Origin of the sequence: Limnohabitans sp. Rim47, from assembly GCF_001517545.1 — a bacterium.
In the GTDB taxonomy this organism is placed as follows: domain Bacteria; phylum Pseudomonadota; class Gammaproteobacteria; order Burkholderiales; family Burkholderiaceae_C; genus Limnohabitans_A.
The window spans coordinates 463,878-480,581 of sequence record NZ_FBYA01000003.1 but is presented as its reverse complement, the minus strand read 5'-3'; the positions used below and the strand labels follow the sequence as shown (position 1 = coordinate 480,581).

Here is a 16,704-nt window from a genome sequence, read left to right as displayed (position 1 = left end):
CAATAACACCCTCTTACTTTACACACCAAAAACAAGATTGAGACAACACCATGAGTCAAAAAACTGGCGATCTGCCCCGCAAAAAACCCGAAGACCTGCGCAGCCAGCAATGGTTTGGCCGTCAAGACCGCGATGGCTTTGCCTACCGCAGTTGGGTCAAGGGCAAGGGCGTACCGCACGACCAGTTTGACGGTCGCCCCGTGATTGGTATTTGCAACACTTTCAGCGAACTCACCCCTTGCAATTCGCACTTCCGCACGCTGGCCGAGCAGGTCAAGATCGGCGTATACGAGGCGGGTGGTTTTCCGCTCGAATTCCCGGTCATGTCGCTCGGCGAAACGCTGCTGCGCCCCACCGCCATGCTGTACCGCAACCTGGCCAGCATGGACGTCGAAGAGTCCATCCGTGGCAACCCGATTGACGGCGTGGTGCTGCTCATGGGCTGCGACAAGACCACACCCAGCTTGCTGATGGGGGCATCGAGCGCGGGCTTGCCCACCATTGGCGTCTCGGGCGGCCCCATGCTGAATGGCAAGTGGCGCGGGCAAGAACTCGGATCGGGTACTGGCGTGTGGAGCATGAGCGAGCAGGTGCGTGCAGGCACACTCAAACTGACCGACTTTTTTGAAGCCGAAAGCTGCATGCACCGCAGCCACGGCCATTGCATGACCATGGGCACCGCCAGCACCATGGCCAGCATGGTCGAGGCCTTGGGCATCGGTTTGCCGGGCAACGCCACCTTCCCAGCAGTCGATGGCCGCCGCAATGTGCTGGCCCGAGAATCGGGTCGCCGCATCGTCGAGATGGTGCACACCGACCAGACCATCAGCCAAGTGCTGACCCGCGAGGCCTTTGAAAACGCCATCCGCACACTGGCGGCCATTGGCGGGTCGACCAACGCGGTCATCCACTTGATCGCCATTGCCGGCCGCTTGGGCCTCAAGCTGACTGTGGACGACTTTGAACGACTGGGCAGCGAGTTGCCATGCCTGTTGAACCTGCAGCCGTCTGGCGAGCACCTGATGGAAGACTTCTGCTATGCCGGCGGTCTGCCGGTGGTGATGAAAGAGATCGAACACCTGCTGCACAAAAACATCGTGACCGTGAGCGGCAAGACCGTCAGCGAGAACATTGCCAGCGCCGTGAACTACGACCCGCGCGTGATCAAAAAATTCGACGAACCCTTCAAGGAAAAAGCGGGCATCGCCATCTTGCGTGGCAACCTGGCCCCGCGTGGCGCAGTCATCAAGCCCAGCGCGGCCACGCCTGCGCTTATGGTGCATACCGGGCGTGCCGTGGTGTTTGAGGACAGCCATGACTTCCACAAACGCATCGACGACGAGAGCCTGGATGTGGACGAAAACTGCATTTTGGTGCTCAAGAATTGCGGCCCAAAGGGCTACCCCGGCATGGCCGAAGTGGGCAACATGCCGCTGCCACCCAAGGTGCTGCGCAAAGGCATCACCGACATGGTGCGCATCAGTGATGCCCGCATGAGCGGCACCGCCTATGGCACCGTGGTGCTGCACACCACACCCGAAGCCGCTGCCGGTGGCCCGCTGGCCGTGGTGCAAAACGGCGACATGATTGAACTCAACGTACCCGAGCGCAAGCTGCAACTGCTCATCAGTGACGAAGAGTTGGCGCGCCGATTGGCTTTGTGGGAAAAGCCAGCACCTGCCATGCAGTCGGGCTATTGGAAGCTCTACATCGACCATGTGCTGCAAGCCGACGAAGGCGCCGACATGGACTTTCTGGTGGGCCAACGCGGTGCAGCTGTGCCCAAAGACAACCACTGATTTCAAAGGAGACATTCATGCGAATTTTGATCACCGGCGGTGCCGGATTTTTAGGGGCCCGCCTGGCCCGTGAAATTTTGCAACGGGGTCAATTGAATGGCCAAAGTGTGAGCGAACTGGTCATTGCCGACCTTTTCCCGGCCCCTGCCGACCTGCTGGCCGATCCGCGCGTGAAGGGCCACGCTGGCCCCATGCTGGAACAAGGCGATTTGTTCAAGAGCGGCTTTGACGGCGTGTTTCATTTGGCATCGGCCGTGTCGGGCGAATGCGAACTCGACTTTGATCTGGGCCTGCGCTCCAACCTAGACAGCAGCCGCTTGCTACTGGACAGCATTCGGGCATCGGGCAAAGCATCGCGATTTGTATTTGCCAGCTCGGTTGCGGTGTTCGGACCGGACGCAGGCAACCCGATGCCAGAACGCGTGACCGACACCACCTTGCCCACGCCGCAAACCTCTTACGGCACGCACAAGCTGATGATCGAGTACATGGTGGCCGACTACACCCGCAAAGGCTTCATCGATGGCCGTGCTGCACGCCTGATGACAGTGACAGTGCGCCCCGGCAAACCCAATGGCGCAGCGTCCTCGTTTTTCAGCGGCATCATCCGCGAGCCTCTGGCGGGCACCCATACCACCTGCCCCGTGGACCCGGATGTATCGCACCCTGTGTCATCACCGGGCAACACCATCCACGGCCTGATCACCGTATTCGAAGCCAGCCGCGACGCTCTGGGTGGGCGCATGGCACTCAATCTGCCGGGACTGAACGTGAAGGTGAGCGACATGCTGGCTGCGCTTGAAAAAGTAGCGGGCCCGACCGTTCGCGCACGCGTAAAGTTTGAACGCGATGAACGCGTTGCGGGCATTGTGGCCAACTGGGCCAAGGGTTCGACCTTTGACCGCGCCAATGCCCTGGGCCTGAAAGCCGATGCCAGCTTCGAGGCCATCATCGAACAGTACATCTCTGACTGCAAAACGCGGCCAGCTTACCCTGCTGAAGCCTTGAACGGTTTGAAGTGACAAAGCCCATCAAAGCGCTCGACATCGTCGCCTTGGGTGAAGCCATGGTCGAGTTCAACCAGACCAAGAACCAGCCAGTTGACGCGCCGCCCACTTACCTGCAAGGCTTCGGCGGCGACACCAGCAACGCCGCCATTGCCGCCGCCCGTGCGGGTGCCCGCGTGGCTTACCTCAGCCGCTTGGGCACAGACCGCTGGGGTGACCGCCTGATGGATTTGTGGCAGCGCGAAAACGTCGACGCCTCCACCGTGGTGCGCGATGCCCATGCGCCCACGGGCATGTACTTTGTGAGTCACGATGCGCAGGGCCACCACTTCAGCTACGCCCGCGCCGGATCGGCCGCCAGCCGCATGCAAGCGCAAGATGTGGCGCAGCATTGGGGCGAAGCCATTGCTCAAAGTCAGTGGCTGCACCTGTCAGGGATTTCATTGGCCATTTCGGCATCGGCCTGCGACGCGGCCTTTGCAGGCATGCAGCATGCCCGCTCCGCTGGCACGCAAGTGGCACTCGACTCCAATTTGCGTTTGTCGCTCTGGCCACTCGACCGCGCTCAAGCCTGCATGCGCCACGCAGTCAGCCTGTGCGATCTGTTTTTGCCCAGCATGGAAGACATGACGGCGCTCACCGGCCTCACGCAAGCGCAAGACATCATCGGCTGGAGCCACGCCCAAGGCGCAGCGCAAGTGGTGCTCAAGCTGGGTGCCGACGGTGCCCTGGCCAGCGACGGGCATCAGCAACGCTTGGTGCCCGGCCATGCCGTTCAGGCCGTGGACGCCACAGGTGCAGGTGATTGTTTTGCGGGCAACTTGCTGGCGCGTTTGTCGTGTGGCGAATCCTTGTGGGACGCCACCGCTTACGCCAACGTCGCGGCGTCTTTGTCTGTGCAAGGTTACGGCGCGGTCGCGCCCTTGCCGCAACGTGAAGCCGTGCTGAAGGTGCTGAGCTCGGCGAAAGCCTCCCAAGCATGAACCTCGCCCAGCGCGTCTTGATCGCCATTGACTGGGGCACCACTTCACTGCGCGGTGCACGCCTTGGGCCCGCCGGCCAGGTGCTTGAATCGCGTGAATTTGCACGCGGCATCCTGAGCGTGCCACCCGGCCAGTTTGAATCCGTTTTTAATGAACTCTTTGGCGACTGGATGGACTCGCCCCATGCGCTGTGCCTGATATCGGGCATGGCAGGCAGCCGACAGGGCTGGCAAGAAGCGCCCTACTGCCCCTGCCCCGCTGGCTTTGACGAACTGAGTCAGCACCTTTTGTGGCTGCAGCGCGATCGCATCGCCTTGGTGCCGGGCTTGAGCTGCATGTCGGGTGACCTTTTGAACATTCCCGACGTGATGCGTGGCGAAGAAGTGCAAATTTTTGGGGCACTGCAACTGGCAGGCCAAGACAGCGCCACACTGGTGCTGCCCGGCACTCACAGCAAGTGGGCGCAAGTGCAAGGCGGCCGCGTCACGCGTTTCCAGACCTTCATGACAGGTGAGGTGTTTGCCCTGATGACCCAGCATTCAATTTTGGGCAAGACGCTGGACTTGAATGGTGCTTTTGATGAATCGGCGTTCTTGCGCGGCGTAGACCAAAGCCAGCAATCGGGCAGCATGCTCAACAAACTGTTTGCGGTGCGCACGCTGGGCTTGTTTGAATGCATGAGCGCAGCTGTTCTGCCTGGCTATTTGTCGGGCTTGCTGATTGGCGAAGAGCTGCGCACACAGGTCGATACAGCCCACAAGGCCAATGCAGCCCCATTGATTTTGATCGGCAGCGATGCCCTCACGCGGCGTTACACCCTCGCCCTGCAACACTTGGGCTTGACCTGCCAGCGTTGGGGGGCCGAAGCCACTTGGGCAGGTTTGCATGCCTTGGCCGTCAATTTAACGCGCACGACATGAACACCTCTAACCCCACATCCACGCCGCATGCGCTCTTGGCACAAGCCATGACCCAACTGCCCCTGATCGCCATCCTGCGCGGCCTCACGCCCGCAGAGGCACCGGCCATCGGCGAAGCATTGGTGACCAGCGGCTTCGCCATTATCGAAGTGCCGCTCAACTCGCCCGAGCCTTTGCAAAGCATCGCCGCGCTGGCGCAGCAATTTCCGCAAACTCTGATTGGCGCAGGCACCGTGCTGAACGCGCAGCAAGTCAAAGACGTGCACGCAGCCGGAGGCCGCTTGATCGTGGCCCCCAACTTCAACCCTGCGGTCGTGGCGCAAGCCCTGGCCCTCAACATGGTGGTGCTGCCTGGTGTGGCCACACCCAGCGAAGCCTTTGCGGCGCTCGATGCGGGGGCACACGGGCTCAAACTGTTCCCAGCCGAAATGATTTCACCGGCCACCGTCAAAGCCCTGCGGGCCGTGCTGCCCCCAGAAGCCGACTTGATGCCAGTCGGCGGCATCACGCCCGGCAACATGGCCGCTTACCGAAGCGCTGGGGCCAGCGGGTTTGGCCTTGGCTCGGCCTTGTACGCGCCGGGGCGTTCCGCGCAGCAGGTCGGCGACAACGCCGCCGAATTCGTACGCGCGTTCAAGGCCTGACGCCTGACACGCCAAACCTCAGGCCTTTTCGCCCAAGCGTCCATCCCGAAAATCGGCCAAAGCCTGGTAGATCTCTTCTTTGGTGTTCATCACAAACGGGCCGTATTGAACGATGGGCTCCTTGAGCGGTTGGCCCGCCACCAAGATGAACTTTGCATCGGCGCTGGCCTCGATGACCACGCCGTCGGATGGCGCCGTGTTGGCCAAAATGGCCATGCGCTGCACGGGCACGGTTTGCCCTGCGATGCTGACTTCGCCCCGGTACACGTACACAAAGGCGTTGTGCCCAGCGGGCAGCGTCTGCTCAAAGCGCGTGCCTTGAGGCATGTGCACGTCCAGATAGACCGGTTGGGTGATCTCGCGGCTGACCGCGCCTTGCACACCATGGCTGGCCCCAGCGATCACCGTGACCGCCACGCCCGCTGGGGTTTGGAACTGTGGCAGCTGGTCGTTTTGGAAATCACGGTACCAAGGGGCGTTCATCTTTTCTGAGCTGTGCAAGTTCAGCCACAACTGAAAGCCCTCCATCACGCCATCGGCTTGCTGCGGAATTTCGGAATGGATCACGCCTTGGCCTGCGGTCATCCATTGCACGCCGCCGTTTTGCAACAGGCCTTCGTGGCCCGCGCTGTCGCGGTGCAGCATGCGCCCGGCGATCATGTAGGTCACGGTTTCAAAGCCCCGGTGCGGGTGGTCAGGAAAACCGGCGATGTAGTCATCGGGCTTGTCGCTGCCAAAGGCATCGAGCATCAAAAATGGGTCGAGCCGGTGCTGCAAATCTTGCGTGAGGATGCGGCTGAGCTTGACGCCTGCGCCATCGGATGTGGCCTGGCCAATGACCAGGCGCTCGACCGTGCGGGAAGTGACGACTGGGTGAGTGGATGCATTGTTGGACACAAAGGTCTCCTTTCAACTTAACGGGGCGGCTCACGCCAGCTTCAGTGCCCGTAACTGTAAATGCGCAGGCCCGTTCAAGTCAGGCGGCAGCTGGTGTTTGGCCTGCAGGTAATGGTGGGTGTACACATCCAGATAGGCCTGCAAGGTCTGTGCCGCATGGGCTTCGCCCGCCAGCTCCAGGCAAAGCGAAGCGACTTCGCTGGTGCAAAAATGGTCATCACGGCGCGAGCGGCGCAGCTGGTAGCGCGAGACCTGTTCAGCGTTCAGGCTGAGCACAGGCAAGGCATTCAGGTACGGGCTTTTGCGGAACATCTTGCGGGCCTCAGGCCAAGTGGCGTCCAGCAAGATGAACAAGGGCCGTTTGCCTGATGGCGCAAGCTGCACGTCGTTCACGACCCGTTCGGGTTCAACAAACTCACCCGGAAACACCACATAAGGTTGCCACTGCGGATCGGCCAGCAGCGCCAGCAAGGCCGGCTCAACCTCGGTGCGTGCCCAGCCAAAAGCAAAGGTGTCGTGCACCACATCGGCAATCAGCCAGCCGGTGTTGCTGGGCTTGAGCGGTTCGATGTCGGCCATCAACAAACACATGCCTGACTGCGTCGGCACTTCGGGACGCACATCACACAAGCAATGGCTGGGCACCAAACGACAACCGGGGCAGCGCTCGCCCTTGATGCCACCACGGGCCATGAAGGGTTTGGCGCTGCGGGCCAGGCGCGCGGTGCGCAGGCGCGAAACGGCATGGGGTTCCAGCGCAGAACGTGATGCAGGCATGGGAAAACAACCGATCCTCAAGCTGCAGGCGTGGCCATGCGCAAACGACGTGCAGCCTCTTCGTCACGGGCGTCGTCGATTTCGCGCAACACGGCCTGCATGTCCACATCGGCTGTCGACCGCTCGTAGTGCCCTGTCAGCGGTGTCTCGTTGCTCAACAGTCCGGCCTGGTACAGGCTCCAGATTTCGGGGCCGTATTCGGTCTGGAGCAGATCAGGCGCGAACTGACCGAAGAAATCCCGCAGGTTGCCCACATCGCGCAGCAGCATGCGTTGAGCGTGGTTGTTACCCGCAGCATCCACCGCCTGCGGCAGGTCGATGATGACCGGCTCGTCCACCCCAGGCTGGTCGCCTTCACCCGGCAAGTGCGCCAACAAGATGTTGAACTCGGACAAGTCACCGTGCACCACCCCCGCACACAGCATGCGCACCACTTCGGCGATCAGGGTGGCGTGGTGCTGCAGCGCTTGCTCGGGCGTGAAGGCCACATCGTTCAGACGCGGTGCGGCGTCGCCATGAGCGTCGGTCACCAGCTCCATCAGCAGCACGCCATCAAAAAAGTTAAAGGGCTTGGGCACCCGTACCCCAGCTGCAGCCAAGCGGTAAAGCGCATCGACCTCGGCGCTTTGCCAGGCGGCTTCCTGTTCTTGCCGACCAAACTTGCTGCCCTTGGCCATGGCACGGGCGGAGCGCGAATTTTTAACCTTGCGGTTTTCGGTGTAGTCCACCGCTTGCCGAAAGCTGCGGTGGGTGGCTTCTTTGTAAATCTTTGCGCAGCGGGTTTCGTCACCGCAGCGCACCACGAACACCATGGCCTCTTTGCCGCTCATGAGCTGGCGCACCACGGTGTCGATCAGCCCCTCGTCGACGAGGGTCTGCAGTCTGGGGGGCGCCTTCATCCAGGGCGATGCAAGGCGCAGAGCTTGTTGCCGTCCGGGTCGCGCAAATAAGCCAGGTACAGCTTGCCCGCTGGTGTTTCACGGAAACCGGGTGGGTCTTCGCAAGTGGTGCCGCCGTTGGCCACGCCCGCCGCATGAAAGGCATCGCCCTGCTCGGCCGATGCCACGGTAAACCCAATGGTGCTGCCGTTGCCGTGGCAGGCGGGTTCGCCGTTGATGGGCGTGGTGATGGCGAAGGTGCCCGTGGGGCTGCGGTAAAAATAGCGGTTCTTGTTGGCCACGCCGGGCCCGTGGCCCAGGGTGCCGAGCACGGCGTCATAAAACTTTTTGGAGACCTCAAGGTCATTCACACCCAACATCACATGGCTGAACATGGCTTTCTCCGTTGATACCCGGCATCGGGCGAATTGAATTCGGGTAATGGTACTTGAAGCGACACGTGAGAAAGACCGTGAACAGGCCCCGACAAGTCGCCAATGTGGTTGCTTTGGGGGCCTGAACAGAGGCAAGCTGAGTCTTTGATGAAATCGTCAGCACAAACAGCTGCCCTCGGGCATTGAACATCCTTCCTTTTTGATCTCGACAACACCATGAACACACCGGTCAATTTGCTCGACGCTTGGATGGCGCAAGAACAAGAAATACGAACCCGCCTGAATGCGGGCGCAGGCCCCGGCGTGGCCCGCCCCGACCAAATCGCGGGCAAAACTGGCTTGGAGGTCATGCAAGGCTTGCTCTCGGGCGAGCTGCCCTACGCCAGCATCGCCAAAACACTGGACTTTGTGTTGATCGAGGTCAGCCCGGGCCAGGCGATTTATCAGGGCACGCCCGGCCTGCAGCACATGAACCCGCTGGGCACGGTGCATGGGGGCTGGTTTGCCACCTTGCTTGACTCGGCTCTGGGCTGCGCCGTGCACACCATGATGCCGCCGGGACGCGGCTACACCACGGCCGATCTGAGCGTGAAACTGGTCAAAGCCCTGACCCCGAAAGTGCAGCGCGTACGGGCCATTGGCCAAGTGGTGCACTGCGGCCGTCAACTGGCCACCGCCGAAGCGCGATTGGTCGGGCCGGATGGCACACTCTATGCCCATGCCAGCACCGCCTGCTTGGTGTTTGACATGCCCACTTCAGTCACCACCGGAACTCAAAAATGAGACTTCTTCACACCATGCTGCGCGTGGGCAACCTGCAACGCTCGATTGACTTTTACACGCAGGTGCTGGGCATGAAACTGCTGCGCACCTCCGAAAATCCTGAGTACAAATACTCGCTGGCGTTTGTGGGTTACGGCAGCAACCCCGACCACGCCGAGTTGGAACTGACCTGGAACTGGGGCGTTGAAAGCTATGAGTTGGGCACCGCCTACGGGCACATCGCTTTGGGCGTGCCCGACGCGTATGCCGCCTGCGAAAAAATCAAGGCCAACGGCGGCAACGTGACGCGTGAGCCTGGCCCGGTCAAAGGCGGCAGCACCGTGATCGCCTTTGTGACCGACCCCGATGGTTACAAGATCGAGCTGATTCAGCGAACCGAGTTTGCAGGTGGACAAGGTCTGCGCTGAACCCAGACCCCCTGTCACCCCCGACCCAACCCTGTCACCCCCGACTCGATCGGGGGTCCATGCCCCAAACACCGTCACCCCCGACTCGATCGGGGGTCCATGCCTTCGACCATCATGGATACCCGGTCAAGCCGGGTATGACAAACTGAAACAGGGATTCCCGCTCGAGCCGGGTACGACAAACCGAGAATCAGCGCGGCAATTGGCTGGCTTCGCGCGCCAGCGCTTCGATGCGAGCCCAGTCGCCTTTTGCCAGCGCATCGGCAGGCACCAGCCACGAACCGCCCACGCAAGCCACGTTGGGCAAGCTCAGAAGGTCGTTGGCGTTTTGCTGCGTGACGCCGCCCGTGGGGCAAAACTTCACATCAAAGAACGGGCCGCTCCAGGCCTTGAGCATGTTCGGGCCGCCCGCTTGCATGGCCGGGAAAAATTTGAGTTCGGTGTAGCCGTCTTCTTGGGCCATCATGATTTCGCTGCCGGTGGCGACACCGGGCAACAATGACAGGCCGTTGTCGCGGCAAGCTTGGCCCACCAGTTTGGTGTAGCCGGGGCTGACCGCAAAACGCGCACCGGCTTTGGCCGCCGCTGCCGCGTCAGCGGGGCTGCGCACCGTGCCTGCCCCGACCACAGCGCCGGGCACTTCTTTGGCAATGGCTTCCATGCAGGCCAGCGCCTGCGGGGTGCGCAGGGTGACTTCCAACATGCGGATGCCGCCCGCCACCAGGGCGCGGGCCATGGGCACGGCGTGGGCCACGTCGCTGAGCACGATCACGGGGATCACGGGGGCGTCCTGCATCACTTGCAGGGCGGTCAAGGGACCATTCAGATTCACAGCCATGTGCAGGCTCCTTCTTCGGCTTTGAGCGCGTTGCGGCGCAGGTTGGCAAACAGTTCACGGCCCATGCCCACGCCATTGGCGGCGGACAGTTCGGCGGGCATTTGGGCCAAGGGGCGAGCGGCCCATTCGGCCTCGCTCACCAGCACTTGCAAGGTGCCCGCCACGCCGTCGAGGCGGATCAGGTCACCGTCTTGGACCTTGGCCAGCGGGCCACCGGCAGCGGCTTCGGGCGAGATGTGGATGGCCGCAGGCACTTTGCCCGAGGCACCGCTCATCCGGCCATCGGTGACCAGTGCCACCTTGAAGCCTTTGCCTTGCAGCACGGCCAGCGGCGGTGTGAGTTTGTGCAGCTCAGGCATGCCGTTGGCTTGTGGCCCTTGCCAGCGCACCACGCAGACGATGTCACGCTCCAACTCGCCCGCCTTGAAAGCGGCATGCAACTCGTCTTGTGAGCTGAACACGCGGGCGGGCGCTTCAATGATGTGCAGGGCCTCAGGCACCGCCGAGATTTTGATCACGCTGCGACCCAGATTGCCTTGCAAAAGCTTGAGGCCGCCCGTGTCGCTGAAGGGGCTGCTGGCGGGGCGCACCACGGTGTCGTCTTTGCTGGCACCGGCATCGTGCCAAACCAATTGGCCGTTTGGCGCCGAAGGGATGCGTGTGAACTCACGCAGGCCACCGGGGCGCACCGTGAGCACATCGGCGTGCATCAGCCCGGCGTCGAGCAACTCGCGGATCACATAGCCGGGGCCGCCTGCAGCCTGGAACTGGTTCACATCGGCGCTGCCGTTGGGGTAGACGCGGGTCAACAAGGGCACCACGTCTGACAGGGCCGAAAAATCGTCCCAGTCGATCACGATGCCCGCGGCACGGGCCACCGCCACCCAGTGGATCAAGTGGTTGGTCGAGCCGCCTGTGGCCAACAAGGCGACCATGGCGTTGACGATGCAACGCTCGTCGACCAAGCGGCCAATGGGCGTGAAATTTTGCCCCTTAACCAGCGCCAGCACGGTGCGGGCCGCCTCGCGGGTCAGCTCGGCACGCACGCCCTCGGCGGGGTTGATGAAGGCCGTGCCCGGCACATGCAGGCCCATGGCTTCGAGCAGCATTTGGTTGCTGTTGGCCGTGCCATAGAAAGTGCAAGTGCCTTCGCCGTGGTAAGCCTTGGATTCGGCTTCCAACAACTCGGCGCGGCCCACCTGCCCCAGCGCGGCTTGCTCGCGCACCTTGGATTTTTCACTGTTCGACAAGCCGCTGGTCATCGGTCCTGCGGGCACAAACACCGTGGGCAAATGGCCGAACTGCAACGCGCCAATCAAGAGGCCGGGCACGATCTTGTCGCACACGCCCAGCATCAGGGCGGCGTCAAACACATCGTGGCTGAGCGACACCGCCGTGGCCATGGCGATCACGTCGCGGCTGAACAGGCTCAGTTCCATGCCGGGGGTGCCTTGGGTCACGCCGTCGCACATGGCGGGCACGCCACCCGCCACTTGGGCGGTGGCACCCAGCTTGCGGGCTTCGTCCTTGATGAGGTCGGGGTAGTGCTGCAGCGGCGCGTGGGCAGACAGCAGGTCGTTGTAGGCGTTGACGATGCCGATATTCGGGGCACGCGGGGCCACCACCTTGATTTTGTCGAGTGCGGTGGCGCGGTTTTTGTCGCCTTCGGGCATGGCGGCAAAGGCGTGGGCCACGTTGGCGCAGCCGAGGCGCTGCGCGCCAGGGTCTTTGCTGGCGGCGGCATCGACCTGTTGCAAATAGGCCTGCCGGGTCGGACGGCTGCGCTCAGTGATGCGGGCGGTCACAGCGACCAGTATGGGGTGGAGTGTCATGTTTTGACGTCGGGTCAGACGTGGTAACTAAATTACATGACCGATGGTAACCGTGTTCCCCTGTTTTGGTGCGTTTGGGCGGTTACAGACTGGGTACAAGTCGTGAGTGAAACCGATCAGGCATTAAAAAACCCGCCGAAGCGGGTTTTTTGTAGCGTCACCTGCCGAATTACTTGGCAGCAGAAGCATCGGCCGCGGGTGCGGCAGCGGCGGGTGCAGACGCATCAGTGGCTGGCGCAGAGGCTTCGGCAACTGGCGCAGTGACAGCAGCGGGCGCTGCAGGGGCCGCTTTTTTGCTTTTGGCAATGCCAAAACCGACGGCCAAACCAATGGTCAGCACGATCACGGCCACCAGAACGGCCCAAACTACGGGTTGGTTGTCATCTTGAGGGGTCGACATGTTTGTTTTCTCCGAAAATAGTGGCCAGATTGTAATGGGGCCTCTTTGCACATGACTGACACAGACCTGGATACCCTAGTTCAGCCCGCTCCCGCGACTGCCTGTGCGGGGTTTCAGGTTGACTTGCTCGACCGCTTTCGAACACAAGCAGCAGGTCAGGATTTGTGGGTGTTCGGCTATGCCTCGCTGCTTTGGCGGCCCGAATTCGAGGCAACAGAGCAACACATCACCCGCGTTTGGGGCTGGCACCGCGCCCTGAAAATGTGGAGCCGACTGAACCGGGGCAGCCCGGAATGTCCGGGCTTGGTGTTTGCCTTGTTGGCTGGCGGCAGTTGCCAAGGCGTGGTTTACCGGGTGGCCCAAGATCAAGCAGACGAGGTATTGGTGCGACTCTGGGAACGCGAGATGCCCATGGACGTTTACACCCCCAACTGGCTGTCTTGCGCGACACCACATGGCCAGGTCAAAGCGCTGGCCTTTACCCTCCCCCGCAGCAGCGCCAGCTTCACGGGGCATTTACCCGCTCAAACTTACCGGCAGATCTTTCAGCAAGCCTGTGGCAGATTTGGCACCACGCTGGACTATGCCCGCCAAACCCATGAAAGCCTGCGGGCCCACGGCATTGAAGACCGGGCTTTGGCCGCCTTGCTGCGCCACGCCGACTGAAGCACCCGTGGCCCGTGCGCTCACCAAGCCCCCTCCAACCCCAAGCCCACCCGCCCCAAGTCGGTCTGCACACACAAGCTCTGCCTATACTCAAGCCATGAACATCGCCGACCTGCGCAAGAGCTACGAAAAAGCCGAGCTCAACGAAAACGCCTCACAAGCCGACCCCTTGAAGCAATTTGAGCAATGGCTGCAAGAAGCCATCGCATCCGAAGTGCCCGAACCCAACGCCATGACGCTGGCCACCGTGGCCAACAACTTGCGACCCAGCACACGGGTGGTGTTGATCAAGGGCTACGACGAACGCGGCATCGTCTGGTACACCAATTACGACAGCCAAAAAGGCCAGGAACTGGCGGGCAATCCGTTTGCTGCTCTGCAGTTCCACTGGGTCGAGTTAGAGCGCGTGGTACGCATTGAAGGCCGCGTGGAAAAAGTCAGCGCCGAAGAAAGCGATGCTTACTTTCACAGCCGCCCACTGGACTCGCGCATCGGGGCTTGGGCTTCCCCTCAAAGCCAGGTGATCGACGGTCGCACCGTGCTGGTGACCAACGCCGCCAAATACGCAGCGCAGTTCATGCTGCAACCACCTCGCCCGCCTCACTGGGGCGGTTACCGCTTGGTGCCCGACCAATGGCAGTTCTGGCAAGGACGCAAAAGCCGTTTGCATGACCGTTTGCGTTACACCCAGGATGGCAGCCATTGGTTGCGCGAGCGCCTGGCACCCTGACCCAGACTGGCCGCATCAGGCGGGCCATCGAACAGGTTTCAGGCGGGTAATAAGGGCAGCACCGCCATGACCGCCGACACGCTCAACACCGCCATGGCGGTGGATACGGCCACGCCGGCTGTCACGGCATCCTCTTCCTTGCGGTAACGCTGCGAAAACAAAAAGACATTAGCCCCAATCGGCAGTGCCGCAGCCACCGTCATCACTGCCAAATGCAGCCCGCGCAGGCCCAACAGCCAGCCCGCCGCCAACATGAGCATCGGGTGCAACACGGTTTTCACCAAGGACAAACGCAGCGCCAGACCGAACTGCCGTCCGATGGGCGTGAGCGCCAAAGTGATGCCCACCAGCACCAGGGCCACGGGCCCAAAAGCACTGCCCAACAAAGCCAATGGACGGTCCACGATGGGGTGTAAGCCCCAGCCGGTTTGCGCATAAGCCAGCCCCACCAAAATCGGCAGTGGCACAGGGTGAATGATGGCGTTGCGGATGGCCGACGCCACGGTGCGCCAGATGGACCGCCGCTCACCTGACAAGGCCGTCTGTTCTTGTGCGACTTGCAACTCAAGCACCAGTGTGGCCGCGCTCAACAACACCAAGGCGTGCAATGAAATCAGGGTGAACAGCAGCACCTGCCCTTCTTGCCCATAAGCCAAACCGATCAGCGGCACGCCGATCATCAAGGTATTGCTGAAAATGCTGGCCAGTGCCAATACCGAAGCACGGCTGTTGCTGCCGTAGATCCAGAGCATGGCAACAAACAAAGACCCCGCCACCAGGAAGTACTGCATCACGGGTTTGAAATCGAGTTGCTCGATGTGCACACTGCTCATGGTGCGAAACAGCAAGGCTTGGGTCAGTACCAGAAACACCAAATTGGACAAATCACGCACCGACTCACCGCGCACCAGTTTGGCTTTGCCCGCTACAAAACCAATGAAGATCAAGAAAACGACCGGCAAGAGGGAAGAAAGAACGGGATGGTCAAGAGACATGGGCGATAAAAGTGAACTGCGACTCAAGGTGACTGCTGTTGAGCGCAGTGAAAACACGGACCCAAGCCAATGCGAAGCCAATACGGGGACAGTATTGTCACTCACGCACCAGACGCGCAAACGTCTTCTTGAACTTGGCCACCTTGGGCGCAGCCACGGCCATGCAATAACCTTGGTCAGGGTTGCGCTCAAAAAAGTCTTGGTGGTAATCCTCGGCCGCGCTGTAGTTGTCCAGCGCCAGCACCTCGGTCACGATGGGCTGACCGAATGCGTTGGCAGCCGTCAACTCGGCGATCAGCGCCTGCGCCACCTCGGACTGTTCGGGCGTGGTGAAGTAAATGCCGCTGCGGTACTGTGTGCCTGTGTCGTTGCCCTGGCGGTTGAGGGTGGTCGGGTCGTGGATGACAAAGAAAATCTCCAGCAACTCACGGGTGCTGATCTGTGACGGGTCGTAAGCCAGCTTGACCACCTCGTTGTGCCCCGTGCGGCCTGTGCACACTGCTTCGTAAGTGGGCGCTGTGGTTTGGCCGTTGCAATAGCCCGACTCCACGTCGGTCACGCCCTGCACCTTGACGTACACCGCCTCGGTACACCAAAAGCACCCGCCGCCCAAAACCAAAGTTTCTGTCATGTTTGTTCCTATTGCGATTTTGAAGCTTGTCATCCCGCACTGGATGCGGGATCCATCCCCTGCCCAATGCCCCCCAAGGCACCCCGAGCCCACCTAAAGCCATTTGAATTATCGGTCGCCCACAAGCCCTGCCTGCACCGCCTGAACAAAGTCCCCCAGCGCCGTCTGGTCTCGGTCGCTGCGCCACAGGCATCGCGTGTCATAACGCACCTCCACTTCGCGCAGCGGCACAAACACCGCGCCCGCCAGCGCCGATTGCTGCAACGCCTGCGGCACCAGCGCCACACCCAAACCTTGCGAAACCAAGGACACCACGCTCAGCCAATGGCGCAACTCGTGCACAACGGGCGGCATCCAGCCGGCTTGCTCGCACAACATCACAATGCGCTCGTGGTAATCCGGCGATACCGTGCGGGACACCACCACCAAGTCTTGCCCTGACAGCGCATTCAGGCTCAGACTGGACGCGCTGGCCAATGGGTGGCTGGCAGGCAAACAGGCAACCAAGGGCTGGCTGGCCACCAAAATGTGCTCAAACCCGGGCGGCACACGGGGCGTGTGGACAAAACCCACATCCAGTCGGTCGCGCAGCAACTCGGACAATTGCTCTGACGAACTGAGCTCGCGCAAGACCAGTCGCAAACGCGGGTGACTGGCCTGAAAGCGGCTCAGGACTTGCGGTAAACCGCAATACAGCATGGTGCCGGGAAAGCCAATGAGCAACTGGCCCGATTGGCCCTCGGCAACATCGCGTGCCTCGCGGGCCGCCGCACCGGCTTGTGCCAACAAGGCCCGCGCCGCAGGCACAAAGGCCAAACCCGCTGCGGTGAGCTGGACACCTCGGCTGTTGCGGTTGAACAATTGCGCCCCGACCGAGGCTTCAAGCTGTTGAATGTTCAAGCTCAAAGGCGGCTGCGAAATCGACAGGCGCTGGGCGGCGCGGCCAAAATGCAGCTCTTCGGCCAGCATGAGGAAATATCGCAGGTGACGGAATTCCATAGATTTAAAAAATGTATTGCTGCATCGATAATCAATATTAGACAACTATTCATGAAGTACCAACAATGGCATCGTTAGAAAGTCATGGATCCCCGCAGTGACGGGCATGACACACTGATTGAA

19 protein-coding genes are annotated in these 16,704 nt (G+C 61.3%); 9 read left to right on the top strand and 10 right to left on the bottom strand.

Going from position 1 to position 16,704, the window contains the following annotated elements; translation table 11 throughout:
- Positions 1 to 50: 50 nt before the first annotated feature.
- From BN3544_RS10105 to BN3544_RS10085, 5 genes are read left to right on the top strand one after another with little or no spacing between them, the layout of a single operon-like run.
- Positions 51 to 1,799: an IlvD/Edd family dehydratase gene (locus BN3544_RS10105; RefSeq protein WP_019430641.1), complete on the top strand. Its 1,749-nt coding sequence runs from the start codon at positions 51 to 53 to the stop codon at positions 1,797 to 1,799.
- Positions 1,800 to 1,816: 17 nt separating this feature from the next.
- On the top strand, positions 1,817 to 2,821 hold the full coding sequence (denD, locus tag BN3544_RS10100; protein WP_019430642.1) for a D-erythronate dehydrogenase: 1,005 nt from the start codon (positions 1,817 to 1,819) through the stop codon (positions 2,819 to 2,821).
- Positions 2,818 to 3,789 carry a sugar kinase gene (locus tag BN3544_RS10095; RefSeq protein WP_019430643.1) on the top strand — a complete coding sequence of 324 codons (972 nt, stop codon included), beginning with the start codon at positions 2,818 to 2,820 and terminating at the stop codon, positions 3,787 to 3,789. Before denD ends, BN3544_RS10095 begins: the two co-directional genes overlap by 4 nt.
- Positions 3,786 to 4,709, top strand: a complete 924-nt coding sequence (locus BN3544_RS10090; protein WP_019430644.1) for a 2-dehydro-3-deoxygalactonokinase — start codon at positions 3,786 to 3,788, stop codon at positions 4,707 to 4,709. Before BN3544_RS10095 ends, BN3544_RS10090 begins: the two co-directional genes overlap by 4 nt.
- Complete coding sequence (locus tag BN3544_RS10085) at positions 4,706 to 5,353, top strand: 2-dehydro-3-deoxy-6-phosphogalactonate aldolase (protein ID WP_019430645.1); 648 nt, start codon at positions 4,706 to 4,708, stop codon at positions 5,351 to 5,353. Before BN3544_RS10090 ends, BN3544_RS10085 begins: the two co-directional genes overlap by 4 nt.
- Before the next feature lie 18 nt (positions 5,354 to 5,371).
- Here BN3544_RS10085 and BN3544_RS10080 read toward each other — a convergent pair whose 3' ends face one another.
- The 4 genes from BN3544_RS10080 to BN3544_RS10065 are packed head-to-tail and all read right to left on the bottom strand — an operon-like array spanning position 5,372 to position 8,300.
- Positions 5,372 to 6,250 carry a pirin family protein gene (locus BN3544_RS10080; RefSeq protein ID WP_019430646.1) on the bottom strand — a complete coding sequence of 293 codons (879 nt, stop codon included), beginning with the start codon at positions 6,248 to 6,250 and terminating at the stop codon, positions 5,372 to 5,374.
- Positions 6,251 to 6,280: 30 nt separating this feature from the next.
- Positions 6,281 to 7,027 carry a tRNA-uridine aminocarboxypropyltransferase gene (locus BN3544_RS10075; RefSeq protein ID WP_019430647.1) on the bottom strand — a complete coding sequence of 249 codons (747 nt, stop codon included), beginning with the start codon at positions 7,025 to 7,027 and terminating at the stop codon, positions 6,281 to 6,283.
- Positions 7,028 to 7,044: 17 nt separating this feature from the next.
- Positions 7,045 to 7,926 carry a PA4780 family RIO1-like protein kinase gene (locus BN3544_RS10070; RefSeq protein ID WP_019430648.1) on the bottom strand — a complete coding sequence of 294 codons (882 nt, stop codon included), beginning with the start codon at positions 7,924 to 7,926 and terminating at the stop codon, positions 7,045 to 7,047.
- Positions 7,923 to 8,300 carry a VOC family protein gene (locus tag BN3544_RS10065; protein ID WP_019430649.1) on the bottom strand — a complete coding sequence of 126 codons (378 nt, stop codon included), beginning with the start codon at positions 8,298 to 8,300 and terminating at the stop codon, positions 7,923 to 7,925. Before BN3544_RS10065 ends, BN3544_RS10070 begins: the two co-directional genes overlap by 4 nt.
- A 216-nt stretch (positions 8,301 to 8,516) precedes the next feature.
- Between BN3544_RS10065 and BN3544_RS10060 the strand changes: the two genes are divergently transcribed.
- Together BN3544_RS10060 and gloA are read left to right on the top strand one after the other, a co-directional pair.
- Positions 8,517 to 9,083, top strand: a complete 567-nt coding sequence (locus tag BN3544_RS10060) for a PaaI family thioesterase (protein ID WP_019430650.1) — start codon at positions 8,517 to 8,519, stop codon at positions 9,081 to 9,083.
- On the top strand, positions 9,080 to 9,490 hold the full coding sequence (gene gloA, locus BN3544_RS10055) for a lactoylglutathione lyase (protein ID WP_026036777.1): 411 nt from the start codon (positions 9,080 to 9,082) through the stop codon (positions 9,488 to 9,490). Before BN3544_RS10060 ends, gloA begins: the two co-directional genes overlap by 4 nt.
- A gap of 190 nt (positions 9,491 to 9,680) precedes the next feature.
- Here the strand turns inward: gloA and eda are convergent, their stop codons facing one another.
- The 3 genes from eda to BN3544_RS10040 all read right to left on the bottom strand — a co-directional run bounded on the left by eda (position 9,681) and on the right by BN3544_RS10040 (position 12,560).
- Positions 9,681 to 10,328: a bifunctional 4-hydroxy-2-oxoglutarate aldolase/2-dehydro-3-deoxy-phosphogluconate aldolase gene (gene eda / locus BN3544_RS10050; protein ID WP_019430652.1), complete on the bottom strand. Its 648-nt coding sequence runs from the start codon at positions 10,326 to 10,328 to the stop codon at positions 9,681 to 9,683.
- Positions 10,319 to 12,160 carry a phosphogluconate dehydratase gene (edd, locus tag BN3544_RS10045; protein WP_019430653.1) on the bottom strand — a complete coding sequence of 614 codons (1,842 nt, stop codon included), beginning with the start codon at positions 12,158 to 12,160 and terminating at the stop codon, positions 10,319 to 10,321. The genes eda and edd overlap by 10 nt, the downstream gene beginning before the upstream one ends.
- A 169-nt stretch (positions 12,161 to 12,329) precedes the next feature.
- Positions 12,330 to 12,560 (bottom strand): hypothetical protein, encoded by a 231-nt coding sequence (locus BN3544_RS10040; RefSeq protein WP_019430654.1) that lies wholly within the window; start codon positions 12,558 to 12,560, stop codon positions 12,330 to 12,332.
- A 51-nt stretch (positions 12,561 to 12,611) separates the two neighbouring features.
- Between BN3544_RS10040 and BN3544_RS10035 the strand changes: the two genes are divergently transcribed.
- Positions 12,612 to 13,226: a gamma-glutamylcyclotransferase gene (locus BN3544_RS10035; protein ID WP_155820546.1), complete on the top strand. Its 615-nt coding sequence runs from the start codon at positions 12,612 to 12,614 to the stop codon at positions 13,224 to 13,226.
- 97 nt (positions 13,227 to 13,323) lie between these two features.
- A complete protein-coding gene (pdxH, locus tag BN3544_RS10030) occupies positions 13,324 to 13,956 on the top strand; it encodes a pyridoxamine 5'-phosphate oxidase (RefSeq protein WP_019430656.1) in 633 nt (210 codons plus the stop codon).
- Between the two features lie 38 nt (positions 13,957 to 13,994).
- On the opposite strand, the gene BN3544_RS10025 is transcribed toward pdxH, so the two are convergent.
- From BN3544_RS10025 to BN3544_RS10015, 3 genes are all read right to left on the bottom strand, one after another.
- Positions 13,995 to 14,951, bottom strand: coding sequence for an AEC family transporter (locus BN3544_RS10025; protein ID WP_036075362.1), 957 nt, complete (start codon positions 14,949 to 14,951; stop codon positions 13,995 to 13,997).
- A 97-nt stretch (positions 14,952 to 15,048) separates the two neighbouring features.
- Positions 15,049 to 15,582, bottom strand: a complete 534-nt coding sequence (gene msrA, locus BN3544_RS10020; protein WP_019430658.1) for a peptide-methionine (S)-S-oxide reductase MsrA — start codon at positions 15,580 to 15,582, stop codon at positions 15,049 to 15,051.
- A gap of 108 nt (positions 15,583 to 15,690) precedes the next feature.
- Entirely contained in the window at positions 15,691 to 16,581 is an 891-nt protein-coding gene (locus tag BN3544_RS10015) for a LysR family transcriptional regulator (RefSeq protein ID WP_019430659.1), read from the bottom strand.
- Positions 16,582 to 16,704: the final 123 nt, after the last annotated feature.